This is a genomic window from Trabulsiella odontotermitis (assembly GCF_001188485.1).
GTDB lineage: Bacteria > Pseudomonadota > Gammaproteobacteria > Enterobacterales > Enterobacteriaceae > Trabulsiella > Trabulsiella odontotermitis_A.
On sequence record NZ_JNGH01000099.1, the window covers coordinates 60,703 to 77,393 of the forward strand.

A 16,691-nucleotide genomic window follows, 5' to 3' on the forward strand; every position below is an offset into this window, starting at 1 on the left:
TGCCACTGTCCTGGCGGGAGGCCGGAGTTTGCAGCTATGCGTGTACTGATTAAAAACGGAACGGTCGTTAACGCTGACGGAAAAGCGAAACAGGATCTGCTGATCGAAAGCGGCATGATTCGCCAGATTGCCGACCACATTGCGCCCGAGCTTCCCTGTGAGGTGATTGATGCCGACGGGTGTTATGTCATGCCGGGCGGGGTTGATGTTCATACGCACTTCAATATTGATACGGGCATGGCCCGCAGCTGTGATGATTTTTTTACCGGCACCCGCGCCGCCGCGTGTGGCGGTACAACAACCATCATTGACCACATGGGTTTTGGCCCTGCCGGATGCAAACTGCATCACCAACTGGAGGTGTATCACGGTTATGCCGCGCACAAAGCGGTGATTGATTACAGCTTTCACGGCGTGATCCAGCATATCAACCACGCCATTCTCGATGAGATCCCGGCGATGGTGGAAGCTGGCATCAGCAGCTTTAAGCTCTACCTGACTTACCAGTACAAACTGAATGATGACGAGGTGCTGCAGGCGCTGCGCCATCTGCACCAGGCGGGCGCGCTGACCACCGTACACCCAGAAAATGACGCAGTGATCCACCGCAAACGCCTCGAATTCCTCGCCGCCGGAAAAACCGCGCCGAAATATCACGCCCTGAGCCGCCCGGAAGAGTGCGAAGCGGAAGCCATCGCGCGGATGATCAACCTGGCGAAGCTGTCCGGCAACGCGCCGCTGTATATCGTCCATCTGTCGAACGGGCTGGGGCTGGATTACCTGCGTCTGGCACAGGCACGCCACCAGCCGGTATGGGTGGAAACCTGCCCGCAGTATTTGCTGCTGGACGAACGCTGCTACGAGCGTGAAGACGCGCTGAAATATCTCCTCAGCCCGCCGCTGCGCAACGCGCGCAACAACGACGCGCTGTGGTGCGGCATCAGCGACGGCGCGGTGGACGTAGTTGCCACCGACCACTGCACATTCTCGATGGCGCAGCGTCAGCAGCTGTCCGGCGGCGATTTCAGCCGCTGCCCGAACGGCTTACCCGGCGTGGAAAACCGCCTGCTGTTGATGTTCTCCCACGGCGTGATGAGCGGACGGATCTCCCCCGAGCGTTTTGTGGCGCTGACCAGCGCCACACCAGCAAAACTGTTCGGCCTGTGGCCGCAGAAACGGCTGTGCTCGCCCCGGGCGCCGATGGCGACGTCGTGATTATCGATCCGCGCCAGCGCACTACCCTTCGCCATGCCGATATGCACGACAACGCGGACTATTCCCCCTGGGAAGGGTTTGGATGCCAGGGCGCCATCCGGCAAACGATCTCTCACGGAAGAATCATCTACAACGACGGTGTCTTTACCGGCGTCGCCGGGCAGGGTCGCTTCCTGCGCCGCAAACCATTTACCGCACCAACATCACCCGTGGACAGGAACGTTTCCCTGCCGGGTCAATAACCATAAAGAGAGGAATGGATGAGTAAGAAAATTGTTCTCGCCCTGGGCGGGAATGCCTTAGGCGATGACCTTGCCGGGCAGATGAAAGCGGTCAAACTCACCGCACAGGCGATCGTGGATCTTATCGCTCAGGGACATCAGGTTGTTGTCACACACGGTAACGGCCCGCAGGTCGGGATGATCAATCTGGCGTTCGAAGCAGCGGCAAAAACCGAGGCCCATACGCCGATGCTGCCGATGTCGGTGTGCGTGGCGCTGAGCCAGGGCTACATTGGTTACGATCTGCAAAACGCGCTGCGCGAAGAGCTGCTGTCTCGCGATATGCACGTTCCGGTAGCAACGCTCATCACCCAGGTGGAAGTCGACGCGAACGATCCGGCGTTCCAGAATCCGACAAAGCCCATCGGCTCCTTCTTCAGCAAAGAAGAGGCGGAACAGCTAAGCCGCCAGGGCTACACCATGAAAGAGGATGCGGGTCGCGGTTATCGCCGCGTGGTCGCCTCGCCGAAACCGGTTGATATCATCGAAAAAGAATCGGTGAAAGCGATGATGGCAGCCGGTCAGGTGGTGATCACCGTGGGCGGCGGCGGCATTCCGGTCACCCGTGAAGGGAACCATCTGCGCGGCGCCAGCGCGGTGATTGATAAAGACTGGGCCAGCGCGACGCTGGCGGCAATGATTGATGCCGACATGCTGATCATTCTCACCGCCGTGGAAAAAGTAGCGATCAACTTCGGTAAACCGAACGAACAGTGGCTTGACCGGCTGTCGCTCAGCGATGCCGAGCGCTTTATCGCCGAAGGCCATTTTGCGAAGGGATCGATGTTGCCGAAGGTGGAAGCTGCCGCGTCGTTTGCCCGTTCACGCCCGGGGCGTGAGGCGCTGATCACCGTGCTCAGCAAAGCCAAAGAAGGGATTGAAGGAAAGACCGGCACCGTTATCAGCCAGTAACAACCGGCCCCGGAATGACCTGTTCCGGGGCTATTTTTTATGCCACTGTCACCAGTTCGCGGGTGGATTTCACGCCCTGATGCATCAGCGTCATCAATGCTTCCAGCACCCCGCCGCCAATCGCTCTGGCCTTATCGGAGACGCTGGTAAAATCCGCCGCCGCGCCGCGTGGGTCGATATCACCAATCTTAAAGCCGCTGTTCACCACCAGTCCGTCGCTCAGCAGGCCACGCACCATTCCTGACAGCGGTGCCAGAATTTCGGTATCACCGATGCGGGCGATCACCTCCCCTTCACTGACAATATCGCCAAGTTGCACGCAGGCATTCATCACACCTGCCACTGGCGCGCGGATCACGCGGCGGGACGTATGGCCCTGAATATTGCCGGGAATGCCGGTATTTTCCTGCGCAGCCCCCTGATAGATAACCTGCCCTAACCAGTGCCCACGGTTGGTTTCGATCACCGCATGGCAGTCTTTCCCGGCACTGAAGCCAGGCCCGAGCGCAATGGTAATCGGTGCCATGTCGCTGCGGGTGCCCATGTTTTCTTTCGCCAGAATGGCATCGACCACGCACCCCGGTTTCAGTAGCTCAAGCGACTGGCACAGCGGATCAATCAGCACTGGCACCACCCCGCTGTCGGCGGCGCTAATCGCGTCTTCGGCAGAGGCGACTCGCCGCGCCGTCACCCCTTCGACCTGCGTTTCGCCCTGGAAAACCGCCTGCGCGAACGCCACGCTGCGGCGGATCACGGTCGGTTTTTCCACCTCCAGCATGATGACTTTAAACCCGGCATGCCAGAGACGCAGCGCCACGCCGGTGGCGATATCCCCTGCACCGCGGATCACCACACGCTGATGCTGCGACGGATGTGGCGCGGCCATCATCAGCCCGCCGGCGGCGTGATTTTTGACCTGTAAAATTTCTGCCAGCACGCTGATGGCGATTTCATGCGGCGTTTCGGCACCAATGTTGAACCCCACCGGCGCATGCAACCGCGCAATGTCGTTTTCATCGACGCCGTTGTCACGCATCTGGCGCAGGAACACCTGCACTTTACGGCGGGGGGGGGGGCGCCCNNCAATCAGTACAAAGTTGTCGGGCTTGATATCGAGCTGGTCGACCGCTGCGGAAAAAGAGTCGGCGTGCAGTAGTTCTGCCGACGGCGGGAAATAGTCGGGGTTGAGGCTCTCCTGATAAATATCAGCGACGGCGATTTCAAAACCGAGCAACGCGGCGCCCTGGGCAATCGCGCGGTTAACATGTCCGCCGCCGATCAGCACCAGACGCGGCCGTAAGCCATGAACGCTGATGTAAACCGACATCGCACCGCCGCAGTCAGACCCCACGGCATCGGTGCCGTTTCGCGCCATGCGACCGTGAAACATGCGCGGTTTTTTCTCTCTCAGCGCGTCGAGCGCTTCATCAATGACTTTGCGCTCCACCATCCCGCCACCGATCGTGCCAAGAATCGTCCCGTCTTCGCGCACCAGCATTTGTGCTGAGTGGCGCGGCGTAGAACCCCGGCTGTCCACAATTTGCGCCAGGGCAAACGGTCGATTCTGTTCTTCGAGTTTTGCCGCTTCTGAGAAAATATTCATAAAAACCTCAATGGATATCCCTTCAATAACGCCGGGTACCCGACGTTGCTATCTCACAAATCTGCGCGTAATTGCCGGGGTTTCCTGTACCGCACCCAGCCAGATGGCATCGATCTCGCCATGCTCCAGCACGGCGGAAAACGGCGGCGCTGAGAATTTCTCATTTTGAGAAATCTGGTTCAGTAGCCAGATTCGACGGCAGCCTGGCGGGACGCCTTTAAACGCACCCAGCGGGTGGTTTATCAGCCGAAATAACATCGGGAGATCCAGCACATCTTCAGGCGCCGCACCGGTGATACGGGAAAATACCGGCCAGCGATGTACATTGCCTGGCCCCACCGGTTGCCCGAGCATTTCCCCGCCCGTTACCGCAATCACGCAATGACTGGCTTGAGGTATGCAAGGTTCGTGCTCATCTGGCGCCTTAATACCAAAACCGTGAGCGCCGTCGGCTTCAACCAGAATCACATCACAGTCGGCACGCGCCGCCAGCGCGTCAATGATCTGAGGGCTAAAGCCGCGCACTTTGCCGGGATCCGGCAACCAGCGGGAAAAACAGGCCGCCAGCGGGTGTTGAAAGCACGCGGAAGGAAGCTGCGTGGGGTCGCGACACAGCATGACGGGGCACGTCTCAGCGGGCATGAACATATGCGTGGTGGTGGTGATCAGCACGCGTCTGCCCGCCTGGCGGAAAAGATCGGCCAGCCAGAACAGTGTGCTGGTTTTTCCGCCCGCCCCGACGGCAGATATCACCAGCGGGCGAACAAAGGCACCCAAATCACAAAACAAGGTTTCGCGTTGCGGTATATTTCCCATTCGCTTAACGGCTTCTGATTATATTGAGATCCTATGCAACACATCGACTGCATTATTACCGCCGCAGGATTATCTTCCCGCATGGGACAGTGGAAAATGATGTTACCCTGGCAACAGGGAACAATTCTTGATGCAAGTATTAAAAATGCGAGGCAGTTCTGCTCACGTATTATTTTAGTCACCGGTTTTCGCGGCGACGAGTTACATCAGCGTTACGCGGAAACGGATAATCTGCTGCTGGTCAATAATTCTGATTATACCGAAGGGCTGTTCTCATCTCTCATCGCAGGCGCAAGGCACGTAGAGAGCGAATACTGCTTTATAACCCACGGCGACATCCCCTGTCTCAATGAGAAAATATTCAATAAACTCTGGCAATTACGCGGTGATTACGCGCTCATTCCCCAGCACAACGGCACGCCAGGCCACCCTGTTTTGATCAACCAGCCCACGCTGCACGCCGCCGTTAATCAACGCCAAACCGGCTCAATGCGCAGCGCCTTACTGGCCGGAAAACATCGCTGTATCGAAATGAAAGCACCTGAAATCATTTTTGATATCGATACGCCGCAAGATTTTATCAAGCTGCAAGATAATTATCGGCAGTAATTTATCCAGCTAATCGTTTGCGCGCCCGAAAATAAACTCTTCGCAGGCGAATTTATCATTATGATAGCTAAAAATGATATTTGAGAAATATAACCCCCGCCATGAAATGAGTGAGTGTAATTCTCATTTGACCAACGTGAGATAATTCACAAACCAGCCTTAACTTTCGAGACGCTTCACATTTTTTCATTCTCCCGTCCCGTCGCGGTAATAACTGGTGCGAATGTTGCTCTGATTAACCCAATCCGCCGGAGTGACTGCATTCCGGCCATGTTGATTCCATCTGATACACCGCTGTGTATATGAAACTAAGGAGAGGGTTATGGGGGATATCATGCGTCCCATTCCGTTTGAGGAACTTCTGACGCGCATTTTTGATGAATACCAGAACCACCATTCAATTTTCGGTATTCCTGAAGAGCAGTTCTATTCACCGGTGAAAGAGCATCAGCTCAGTGTGTTTGGTGAAACCTGCGCGACGCCGATTGGCCCCGCCGCCGGGCCGCACACCCAACTCGCGCAAAACATCATTACCTCATGGCTGACGGGTGGGCGTTTCATTGAACTGAAAACGGTACAAATCCTCGACAGGCTCGAGCTGGAAAAACCCTGTATCGATGCTGAAGACGAATGCTTCAACACCGAATGGTCCACCGAATTTACGCTGCTGAAAGCCTGGGACGAGTACCTGAAGGCCTGGTTTGTACTGCATCTGCTGGAAACCATCTTCCCGCTCACCCCCACCCGCGCCGGTAAATCCTTCATTTTCAACATGAGCGTGGGTTACAACCTCGACGGCATTAAGCAGCCGCCGATGCAGCAGTTCATCGACAACATGATGAACGCCGCCGCGCATCCGAAATTCGCGCAGTATCGCGACACGCTGGACCGCTGGCTGCGCGACGATGCATTCCTGCGCCGCCACCAGCTTGACGATATTCGCTTCCAGCTCGCGACGCTGACGGAACAGATCCCGGCAACGATGGTTCATGGCGTTACCCTGTCAACTATGCATGGCTGCCCGCCGGACGAAATCGAAGCGATTTGCCGCTACATGCTGGAAGAGAAAGGGCTTAACACCTTTGTGAAGCTCAACCCGACTCTGCTGGGCTATCAGCGTGTACGTGAAATTCTTGATACCTGCGGCTTTGACTATGTCGGCCTGAAAGAAGCGTCTTTCGAGCACGACCTGAAAATCGGTCAGGCGCTGGAAATGCTGCAACGCCTGATGGCGCTGGCAAAAGAGAAAGGGCTCGGGTTTGGCGTGAAGCTGACAAACACGCTCGGCACCATCAACAACAAAGGGGCGCTGCCGGGCGACGAAATGTATATGTCTGGCCGCGCGCTGTTCCCGCTCTCCATCAACGTTGCCGCCCTGCTCTCCCGCGCCTTCGACGGCAAGCTGCCAATTTCCTACTCCGGCGGCGCCAGCCAGCTCACGATTAAAGATATTTTCGAAACCGGTATTCGGCCAATCACCATGGCGACCGACCTGCTGAAACCGGGCGGCTATCTGCGCCTGAGCGAATGCATGCGCGAACTGGAGCAGGCCGACGGCTGGGAGATGCACCATGTTGACGTTGCTCGCCTGAACGATCTGGCGGATCGCGCCGTCAGCATGGAATACACGCAGAAACACTGGAAGCCGGAAGAGCGTATCGACGTCGGCGAAAAACTGCCGATGACCGACTGCTACGTGGCCCCGTGCGTGACCGCCTGCGCCATCAAGCAGGACATCCCGGAATACATCCGTCTGATGGGCGAACATCGCTATGCCGATGCGCTGGAGCTGATTTACCAGCGCAACGCCCTGCCCGCTATCACCGGTCATATTTGCGATCACCAGTGCCAGTACAACTGTACGCGTCTCGACTACGACAGCGCGCTCAACATTCGCGAACTGAAAAAGGTCGCGCTGGAAAAAGGCTGGAACGAATACCAGCAGCGCTGGCACAAACCGGCAGGCTCCGGCTCACTGAACCCGGTCGCGGTGATTGGCGCAGGCCCGGCGGGGCTGGCGGCGGGCTATTTCCTTGCCCGTGCCGGACACGCAGTGACGCTGTTTGAACGTGAAGAAAACGCTGGCGGCGTGGTGAGAAATATCATTCCGCAGTTCCGTATTCCCGGCGAGCTTATTCAGCATGATATTGATTTCGTGGTCGCCCACGGCGTTAACATCCACTATGGCTGTGACCCGCACCTGACCGTCGAGCAACTGCAACAGGACGGCTTCAAATACGTGCTGGTCGGCACCGGTACCGCCAAAAACAGCGGCGTGAAGCTGGCGGGCGATAACCAGAACGTGTGGAAATCGCTGCAGTTCCTGCGCGATTACAATCTCGGCAAGACCTTACCGCTCGGTAAGCATGTTGTGGTGGTGGGTGCCGGGAATACCGCGATGGACTGCGCGCGCACGGCGCTGCGTATTCCGGGTGTCGAAAAAGCGACCGTCGTCTATCGTCGTTCGTTGCAGGAGATGCCCGCCTGGCGCGAAGAGTACGAAGAGGCGTTGCATGACGGCGTTGAATTCCAGTTCCTCAGTAACCCGGAAAAATTCGACCGCGACGGCACGCTGACCGTGCGTGTCATGAAACTGGGTGAAGCCGATGAAAAAGGCCGTCGCCGCCCGGTAGAGACCGACGAAACCCGCACCATGCAGGTCGACGCGCTGATCACCGCCATTGGCGAACAGCAGGATACTGAGGCGCTGGACGCAATGGGCATTCCACTGGATGCGCGCGGCTGGCCGGAGGTGAACGCCGACGGTGAAACCCGCAAGCCGGGCGTTTTCCTGATTGGCGACGTGCAACGTGGCCCGTCCTCCATCGTCTCTGCCATTGGCAACGCCCGCAAAGCCACGGACGTCATTCTGGCGCGGGAAAACATCCGCTCGCACTACGGCGACAAACGCTGGAATAACGTTGATCCAGCGGATATCTATCGCCGCAAAGGGGCGATCTCCATTGCGCTGGTGGATAAAGACGACCGCGACGCCTTCGTGGCGCAGGAAGCTTCCCGCTGCCTGGAATGCAACTACGTCTGCAGTAAATGCGTGGATGTCTGCCCGAACCGCGCCAACGTCTCCATCGCCGTACCGGGGTTCCAGAACCGTTATCAGACGCTGCATCTGGACGCCTACTGCAACGAGTGCGGCAACTGCGCGCAGTTCTGTCCGTGGCAGGGCAAACCCTACAAAGACAAACTCACCATTTTCAGCCTGCCACAGGATTTCGCCAACAGCACCAACCCCGGTTTCCTGGTCGAGGACGCACGCGTCCACGTTCGCCAGGAAGGCCAGACCTGGGTGCTGAACATTGATGAACAGGGCAGCTTTGACCAGGTGCCACCGCAGCTTGACGACGTGTGCCGCATCATCAGCCAAGTGCATCAGCACCATCATTATCTGCTCGGCAGCGTGGAGGTATAAGCATGTTAATTTTGAAAAACGTCACGGCCGCGCAGCTCTACCCGGCAATGGTCATGGAAAACGTCGATATCGCCATCGAAGGCGATGTCCTCCACGACATCGGTCCCGGACTCAGCCAGCGCTACCCACAGGCGGATGTGAAAGAGATGCACGGACGCCTGGTGATGCCCGGTATTGTCTGCTCGCATAACCATTTTTATTCCGGGTTATCGCGCGGTATTCAGGCCAACATCGCCCCCTGCCCGGATTTCATCTCCACCCTTAAAAATTTGTGGTGGAAGCTGGATCGCGCGCTGGATGAAGAGTCGCTGTATTACAGCGGGCTGGTGTGCTCCATGGAAGCCATCCGCAGCGGCTGCACGGCGGTTATCGATCACCACGCCTCGCCTAATTACATTGCGGGCTCGCTGAGCCAGTTGCGCAACGCGTTCCTTAAAGTGGGTTTGCGTGGCATGACCTGCTTCGAGACCACCGATCGCAACGGCGGTCTGAAGGAGCAGCAGGCGGGCGTGGAAGAAAACATCCGCTTCGCCCGTGAAATCGACAGCGCGCGCGAAAAAGGCAGCGAACCGTGGCTGGTGGAAGCGCATATCGGCGCGCATGCGCCGTTCACCGTCTCCGACGAAGGGCTGTCGATGCTACGTGAAGCAGTCAAAGCGACGGACCGCGGGTTACATATCCATGCGGCGGAAGACCGCTACGACGTCTCGCACAGCCACCATCACTACGGCAAAGACCTGCTGGAAAGGCTGGCGGAATACGACCTGCTCAACAGTAAAACACTGGTCGCGCACGGCCTTTATCTCTCAGAAAACGACATTCGTCTGCTCAACGATCACGACGGTTTCCTGGTGCATAACGCCCGTTCCAATATGAACAACCAGGTAGGTTACAACCATCATCTGACGCAAATTCGCAACCTCGCGCTGGGGACGGACGGTATCGGCTCGGACATGTTTGAAGAGATGAAATTCGCCTTCTTTAAACACCGCGACGCTGGCGGCCCGCTGTGGCCAGACAGCTTTGCCCGCGCGCTGAGCAACGGCAACGCCCTGCTGAGTCGCAACTTCCACGCCAAATTTGGTCGTCTGGAAGCCGGTTACAAGGCCGATCTGACGATTTGCGATTACGCCTCACCGACACCGCTTATCGCTGAAAACATTGCCGGGCATATCGCCTTTGGCCTCGGGGCCAGCAGCGTTAACAGCGTGATGGTTAACGGCGTGATGGTCTACGAAGACCGGCAGTTCACCTTTGATTGTGAACCCATCTTTGCCGAAGCCAGAAAAGTCGCCGCCCGGCTATGGCAACGCATGGATGCGCTGAACTAACCCTGCCCCTCCCCGCCAGCCGCGGGGCGGGAGCAATTTTTCAGACCAGACTCCATCGAACAGGCTCTGGAGTTGAAACGCCACTACAAAGAGCAGGCCGTCTGGTTTGCTGGTGGCAGCAAGCTCAACGCCACGCCGGGCCGGACGGACAAACGCATCGCGATTGCCCTCGAAGACCTGTCGCTCGACTGGGCGGACTGGGATAACGGCTGCCTGCGTATTGGCCTCATGACTCGGCTCCAGACGCTGCGAGAGCTGCATTTCATTCCTGACGCGCTGCACGACGCGTTGGGGTTCATCGACTCCCGCCATCTGCGGAATCAGTCGACCCTTGGCGGCGAGATCGCCGCCCGTCAGGAGGAATCGGTACTGCTGCCCGTTCTGCTGGCGCTGGATGCCCTGCTGGTATTCGCCAACGGCGAAACCTTACCGCTGGAAGCCTGGCTTGCCTCGCCGGACGACCAGCTGTTAACAGAAATCATCATTCGCGATCCTTTCCGCGCCTGCGCAACCCGCAGGATCAGCCGTTCACATGCCGGCCTTTCCGTGCTGACGGCGGCCGTGGCGCTGACTGAAGCGNTGCGTGACGTCGAAGCACAACAGCTGGAAGGCGAGGCTCTGGAAATGGCCGTTCGCGCCGCCGTATTCCCGCGAGAAGACATTCGCGGCAGCGTCGCCTACAAACGCTATATCGCTGGTGTTGTCGTTGCGGATCTCTACGCCGACTGCCAGCAGATGGGGGAAGCATTAGCATGATCATTCATTTCACTCTGAATGGCGGTGCACGGGAAATGAAAGTGGCGCCTGGGGAAAACGTCCAGCGCCTGCTGTTTTCGCTCGGCATGCACTCCGTACGCAATAGCGACGACGGGTTTGGCTTCGCCGGTTCTGATGCCATCCTGTTTAATGGCCGCATCGTTAACGCCTCGCTGTTGATCGCCGCGCAACTGGATCGCGCCACCGTGCTGACCGCCGAATCGCTGGGAAGCTGGAATCAGTTGAGCCTGGTACAGCAGGCGATGGTTGACGTGGGTGTGGTGCAGTCCGGGTTCAACGATCCCGCCGCGGCGCTGATCATTACCGATCTGCTGGAGAGGATCGCCACTCCAACCCGCGAAGAGATTGACGATGCGCTTTCCGGGCTGTTCAGCCGCGACGCCGGTTATCAGCAGTTTTATCAGGTCATCGAACTCGCCGTCGCGCGTAAGGAAAATCCGTCGCTGGTCGCCGACTATGCGCCAACGTTCCGCGACGATCTGGCCGTGATTGGCAAAGTGCACCCGAAGTCCGACGCCGCCAAAATGGTGCAGGCAAAACCCTGCTACGTTGAGGATCGGATCACCCCGGACGCCTGCGTGATCAAGATGCTGCGCAGTCCGCACCCGCACGCCATCATCACCCGCCTTGACGTCAGCAAAGCTGAAGCCATGCCGGGCGTGGTTCACGTCATTACGCACCTTAACTGCCCGGATATTTATTACACGCCGGGCGGGCAAAGCGCGCCTGAACCGTCACCGCTCGACCGGCGCATGTTCAGCAAAAAACTGCGCCATGTCGGGGATCGTATCGCCGCCGTGGTCGCAGAAAGTGAAGAGATTGCCCTCGCCGCGCTGGCGCTTATCGAGGTGGACTATGAACTGCTGAAACCGGTGATGTCCATTGACGACGCGATGGCGGAAGACGCGCCGGTGGTCCATGACGAACCGGTCGTTTACGTGGCTGGCGCGCCCGATACGCTGGAAGAGGACAACCGCCACGCGACTCAGCGCGGCGAGCACATGATCATCAATTTCCCGATCGGTTCTCGCCCGCGCAAAAACATCGCCGCCAGCCTGCACGGCCACATTGGCGATATGGAACAGGGTTTTGCCGAAGCGGACGTGATCCTCGAGCGCACCTACCGCTCAACGCAGGCGCAACAGTGCCCGACGGAGCCGCACATCTGCTTTACCCGCATGGACGGCGATCGACTGGTGATCCACGCCTCGACACAGGTGCCGTGGCACGTCCGCCGTCAGGTGGCGCGCATCGTCGGCATGAAGCAGAACAAAGTCCATGTGATCAAAGAGCGCGTCGGCGGCGGCTTCGGTTCGAAGCAGGACATCCTGCTGGAAGAGGTCTGCGCCTGGGCCACCTGCGTTACCGGTCGCCCGGTCTATTTCCGCTATACCCGCGAAGAAGAGTTTATTGCCAACACCTCACGCCACGTGGCGAAAGTGACGGTCAAACTCGGCGCCAAAAAAGACGGGCGACTGACGGCGATCAGCATGGATTTCCGCGCCAATACCGGACCGTTCGGCAACCACTCGCTTACCGTGCCGTCCAACGGTCCGGCGCTGTCGTTGCCGCTGTACCCCTGCGACAACGTCGATTTCCAGGTCACCACCTACTACAGCAATATGTGCCCGGCGGGCGCGTATCAGGGCTATGGCGCACCGAAAGGCAACTTTGCTATCACCATGGCGCTGGCAGAGCTGGCCGAACAGCTGAACATCGATCAGCTGGAGATCATCGAGCGTAACCGCGTGCATGAAGGTCAGCCGCTGAAGATCCTCGGTGCAATTGGTGAAGGGAAAGCGCCGACGTCTGTTCCTACCGCCGCCAGCTGTGCGCTGGAGGAGATCCTCCGCCAGGGTCGCGAGCTGATCCAGTGGGATTCCCCTAAACCGCAGGACGGTGACTGGCGCATCGGGCGCGGTGTCGCGATCATCATGCAGAAATCCGGCATCCCTGATATCGATCAGGCTAACTGCATGATCAAGCTCGAATCGGACGGCACCTTTATCGTCCATTCCGGCGGCGCGGACATCGGTACCGGGCTGGATACCGTGGTCGCCAAGCTGTCTGCCGAAGTACTGCACTGTCCGCTGGCCGATGTGCATGTCATTTCCGGCGATACCGATCACGGGCTGTTTGATAAAGGCGCGTACGCGTCGTCAGGCACCTGCTTCTCAGGTAACGCGGCGCGAATGGCGGCGGAAAATCTGCGTGAAAAAATCCTGTTCCACGGTGCGCAGATGATCGGCGAACCGCGGGAAGATGTGGTGCTGGTCGCGCCTGGCATCGTGCGCGGCAAACGCGGCGAAGTGAGCTTTGCTGAGATTGCCCATAAAGGCGAAACCGGCACCGGCTTTGGCTCGCTGGTCGCTTCGGCCTGCTACATCACCCCGGACTTCGCGTTCCCGTATGGCGCGAACTTCGCGGAAGTGGCAGTGAACCTGCGCAGCGGCGAAATCCGCCTTGAGAAGTTTTATGCGCTGCTCGACTGCGGCACGCCGGTCAACCCGGATCTGGCGCTGGGGCAAATCTATGGCGCCTCCCTGCGCGCCATCGGTCACAGCCTGTCGGAAGAGATTCTTTACGACAACGAAGGCCACCCGATCACCCGCGATCTGCGCAGCTACGGCGCGCCGAAAATCGGCGATATCCCGCGCGATTTCCGTGCCGTGCTGGTGCCGAGCGATGACAAAGTCGGCCCGTTTGGTGCCAAGTCTATCTCTGAAATCGGCGTCAACGGCGCAGCGCCGTCGATTGCCACCGCCATCCACGACGCCTGCGGCGTATGGCTCCGCGAATGGCATTTCACGCCGGAGAAAATACTCACCGCGCTTGGAAAACTGTAACGACCCGGGGTCGCGTGCGGCCCCGACATCACAACCCACATTAAATGAATTCACCGGGCTGTCTGCCCTCGGTATGACGCTGTTACTGGCTAGCAGATAGTTATCAGTTGAATCAGATAATCAAATTTACCAGGAAGGAGTAAAGGGATGTCTGATATTACCCGAACTGATTCAGATCTTATTTATCAGCTGGAAGATAAGCCGCCCGTAAACCAGAGCATGATTGGCGCCATCACGCATTTGCTCGCCATCTTTGTGCCTATGGTCACCCCGGCGCTTATTGTCGGTACCGCATTACAACTCTCAACCGATACCACTGCCTACCTGGTGTCGATGGCGATGATCGCCTCCGGCGTCGGTACCTGGCTGCAGGTCCATCGCTACGGCTGCATCGGCTCCGGCTTGCTGTCGATCCAGTCGGTCAATTTCTCCTTTGTGACTGTGATGATCGCCCTTGGCAGCAGCATGAAAAGCGACGGATTACACGAAGAATTAATCATGTCCTCCCTGCTGGGTGTCTCCTTCGTCGGCGCGTTTCTGGTGGTCGGATCGTCATTTATTCTCCCCTACCTCCGACGCGTGATTACCCCCACCGTCAGCGGCATTGTGGTGCTGATGATCGGCCTGAGCCTGATCAAAGTCGGCATTATTGATTTCGGCGGCGGCTTTGCGGCAAAGAGCAGCGGCACCTTTGGTAATTACGAAAATATCGGCGTTGGTCTACTGGTCCTGTTAGTCGTTATTGGATTCAACTGTATGCGCAGCCCGCTGTTACGCATGAGCGGCATCGCCATCGGTTTGCTGGTGGGCTATGTAGTCTCGTTTTTCCTGGGGATGGTGGATTTCAGCAGCCTGCGCAATTTGCCGATCATCACCGTGCCTCAACCATTCAAGTTTGGTTTTTCCTTTAATTTTCATCACTTCCTGGTAGTTGGCACTATCTATTTGCTGAGCGTGCTGGAAGCCGTGGGCGATATCACCGCCACCGCCATGGTGTCGCAGCGGCCAATTAAAGGCGAAGAGTATGAATCGCGCCTGAAAGGCGGCGTGCTGGCGGACGGGTTGGTTTCTGTCATTGCCTCCGCGCTCGGCTCCCTGCCGCTCACCACCTTTGCGCAAAACAACGGCGTCATCCAGATGACGGGCGTCGCATCGCGCTACGTCGGGCGCTTTATCGCCATCATGCTGATCGTCCTTGGTTTGTTCCCCGGTATCGGGCGCTTCTTCACAACGATCCCGGCGCCGGTGCTTGGCGGCGCCATGACGCTGATGTTCTCGATGATCGCCATCGCCGGGATCCGCATCATCATCTCCAACGGGCTGCGACGCCGGGAAACGCTGATTGTCGCCACCTCATTAGGCCTGGGTCTTGGCGTCTCTTACGACCCCGCCATTTTTCAGGTGTTGCCCGCGTCACTGTACGTGCTGGTGGAAAACCCCATTTGCGCCGGAGGGTTGACAGCCATTGCGCTCAACCTGCTCATTCCGCTTCGTCGTGATGAGCCTAAAACCGCCGCCACCAGCGTTAACGAACTGGAATAACTAAGGAATTATGTATGTCAGGAGAACACACCATTAAAGCCATTCGCGGCGCGTTTCTTGATGTCACCCGCACGGTGGAACATCCCGAAGAGATCGAATCCGCGCTGCGTTTCATTGAGGATGGCTTACTGCTGGTTCGCAACGGAAAAGTCGAATGGTTTGGTGAGTGGCAGGACGGCAAAGCCCGCGTGCCCGCCAGCGTTCGCGTTCGTGACTACCGCGGTAAGCTGGTTGTGCCGGGTTTCGTCGATACCCACATCCATTATCCACAGTGCGAAATGGTCGGCGCCTATGGCGAACAGTTGCTGGAATGGCTGAGCAAACACACCTTCCCGACGGAGCAACGCTACGCAGATCTCGATTACGCCCGGGAAATGTCCTCCTTTTTCCTCAAGCAACTGCTGCGCAACGGCACCACAACGGCGCTGGTGTTCGGCACCGTGCACCCGCAGTCGGTGGATGCGCTGTTCGAAGCGGCCAGCCACCTCAATATGCGACTGATCGCCGGTAAGGTGATGATGGACCGCAACGCACCGGAGTACCTGCTGGACGACGCCGAATCGAGCTATCAGCAAAGCAAAGCATTGATTGAACGCTGGCACAAAAACGGCCGTTTGCTCTACGCCATCACACCGCGCTTTGCGCCCACCTCCACGCCCGAGCAACTGCAAATGGCGCAAAAGCTGCGTGAAGAATTTCCCGACACCTGGGTGCATACGCATCTCAGTGAAAACGTGGAAGAGATTGCGTGGGTCAAAGAACTGTTCCCGGAGCGGGAGAGCTATCTCGACGTGTACCACCACTACGGGCTGACCGGGAAACGCTCCGTTTTCGCCCACTGCGTACATCTGGAAGAAAAAGAGTGGGACTGCCTCAGCCACACCCATTCGTCGATCGCCTTTTGCCCGACTTCCAACCTGTACCTCGGCAGCGGATTGTTCAATCTGCAAAAAGCCTGGCACAAGAAAGTCGCCGTTGGCGTCGGGACCGATATCGGCGCTGGCACCACCTTCAACATGCTGCAGACCCTGAATGAAGCCTACAAAGTGATGCAGCTTCAGGGGTGTCGGCTATCGGCGTATGAAGCGTTTTATCTGGCGACGCTGGGCGGTGCCCGCTCGCTGGGTCTCGATGACTGTATTGGCAATTTCCATCCAGGCAAAGAGGCCGATTTTGTCGTGCTGGAGCCGACCGCAACGCCGCTTCAACAGCTGCGCTACGACAACTCGGCATCCCTCATCGACAAGCTGTTCGTCATGATTACCCTGGGCGACGATCGCTCGATTTACCGCACTTATGTCGATGGCCGTCTGGTTTATGAACGTACCTGAT

The 16,691-nt window shown here is 57.9% G+C and carries 9 protein-coding genes and 2 pseudogenes; 9 read left to right on the forward strand and 2 right to left on the reverse strand.

Going from position 1 to position 16,691, the window contains the following annotated elements:
- The first annotated feature begins 36 nt into the window (after nt 1–36).
- A pseudogene (gene hydA / locus GM30_RS14535) lies at nt 37–1,457 on the forward strand (dihydropyrimidinase).
- A gap of 18 nt (nt 1,458–1,475) precedes the next feature.
- The gene (gene arcC / locus GM30_RS14540; protein ID WP_049849187.1) at nt 1,476–2,408 is read left to right on the forward strand and encodes a carbamate kinase; all 933 of its coding nucleotides are present in this window, start codon (nt 1,476–1,478) and stop codon (nt 2,406–2,408) included.
- 37 nt (nt 2,409–2,445) lie between these two features.
- Here the strand turns inward: arcC and yqeB are convergent, their stop codons facing one another.
- Together yqeB and yqeC are read right to left on the reverse strand one after the other, a co-directional pair.
- Nucleotides 2,446–4,011 carry a selenium-dependent molybdenum cofactor biosynthesis protein YqeB gene (gene yqeB / locus GM30_RS14545; RefSeq protein WP_049849188.1) on the reverse strand — a complete coding sequence of 522 codons (1,566 nt, stop codon included), beginning with the start codon at nt 4,009–4,011 and terminating at the stop codon, nt 2,446–2,448.
- Between the two features lie 48 nt (nt 4,012–4,059).
- Nucleotides 4,060–4,827, reverse strand: coding sequence for a selenium cofactor biosynthesis protein YqeC (gene yqeC, locus GM30_RS14550; RefSeq protein ID WP_049849189.1), 768 nt, complete (start codon nt 4,825–4,827; stop codon nt 4,060–4,062).
- A gap of 33 nt (nt 4,828–4,860) precedes the next feature.
- Between yqeC and mocA the strand changes: the two genes are divergently transcribed.
- The 7 genes and pseudogenes from mocA (at nt 4,861) to guaD (ending at nt 16,690) form a co-directional block, all read left to right on the forward strand.
- Nucleotides 4,861–5,436 (forward strand): molybdenum cofactor cytidylyltransferase, encoded by a 576-nt coding sequence (mocA, locus tag GM30_RS14555; protein WP_049849190.1) that lies wholly within the window; start codon nt 4,861–4,863, stop codon nt 5,434–5,436.
- 322 nt (nt 5,437–5,758) lie between these two features.
- Nucleotides 5,759–8,863 (forward strand): putative selenate reductase subunit YgfK, encoded by a 3,105-nt coding sequence (gene ygfK / locus GM30_RS14560; protein WP_049849191.1) that lies wholly within the window; start codon nt 5,759–5,761, stop codon nt 8,861–8,863.
- Nucleotides 8,860–10,194, forward strand: coding sequence for a putative aminohydrolase SsnA (gene ssnA, locus GM30_RS14565; RefSeq protein ID WP_049849240.1), 1,335 nt, complete (start codon nt 8,860–8,862; stop codon nt 10,192–10,194). Before ygfK ends, ssnA begins: the two co-directional genes overlap by 4 nt.
- 30 nt (nt 10,195–10,224) lie before the next feature.
- Nucleotides 10,225–10,950 (forward strand): annotated as a pseudogene (gene ygfM / locus GM30_RS14570) (molybdopterin-dependent oxidoreductase FAD-binding subunit); the annotation flags it as partial.
- The gene (locus GM30_RS14575; RefSeq protein ID WP_049849193.1) at nt 10,947–13,817 is read left to right on the forward strand and encodes a molybdopterin-dependent oxidoreductase Mo/Fe-S-binding subunit; all 2,871 of its coding nucleotides are present in this window, start codon (nt 10,947–10,949) and stop codon (nt 13,815–13,817) included. The pseudogene ygfM and the gene GM30_RS14575, both read left to right, overlap by 4 nt.
- Nucleotides 13,818–13,964: 147 nt before the next feature.
- The gene (locus GM30_RS14580; RefSeq protein WP_049849194.1) at nt 13,965–15,359 is read left to right on the forward strand and encodes a nucleobase:cation symporter-2 family protein; all 1,395 of its coding nucleotides are present in this window, start codon (nt 13,965–13,967) and stop codon (nt 15,357–15,359) included.
- Nucleotides 15,360–15,373: 14 nt separating this feature from the next.
- On the forward strand, nt 15,374–16,690 hold the full coding sequence (gene guaD, locus GM30_RS14585) for a guanine deaminase (RefSeq protein ID WP_049849195.1): 1,317 nt from the start codon (nt 15,374–15,376) through the stop codon (nt 16,688–16,690).
- The last annotated feature ends 1 nt before the right edge of the window (nt 16,691 follow it).

Bases quoted from the DNA above. Each gene is read 5' to 3' on its own strand.
- GM30_RS14575 (WP_049849193.1), top strand. From the start codon at position 10,947: ATGATCATTCATTTCACTCTGAATGGCGGTGCACGGGAAATGAAAGTG.
- ygfK (WP_049849191.1), top strand. From the start codon at position 5,759: ATGGGGGATATCATGCGTCCCATTCCGTTTGAGGAACTTCTGACGCGC.
- arcC (WP_049849187.1), top strand. From the start codon at position 1,476: ATGAGTAAGAAAATTGTTCTCGCCCTGGGCGGGAATGCCTTAGGCGAT.
- guaD (WP_049849195.1), top strand. From the start codon at position 15,374: ATGTCAGGAGAACACACCATTAAAGCCATTCGCGGCGCGTTTCTTGAT.
- mocA (WP_049849190.1), top strand. From the start codon at position 4,861: ATGCAACACATCGACTGCATTATTACCGCCGCAGGATTATCTTCCCGC.
- yqeC (WP_049849189.1), bottom strand. From the start codon at position 4,827: ATGGGAAATATACCGCAACGCGAAACCTTGTTTTGTGATTTGGGTGCC.
- GM30_RS14580 (WP_049849194.1), top strand. From the start codon at position 13,965: ATGTCTGATATTACCCGAACTGATTCAGATCTTATTTATCAGCTGGAA.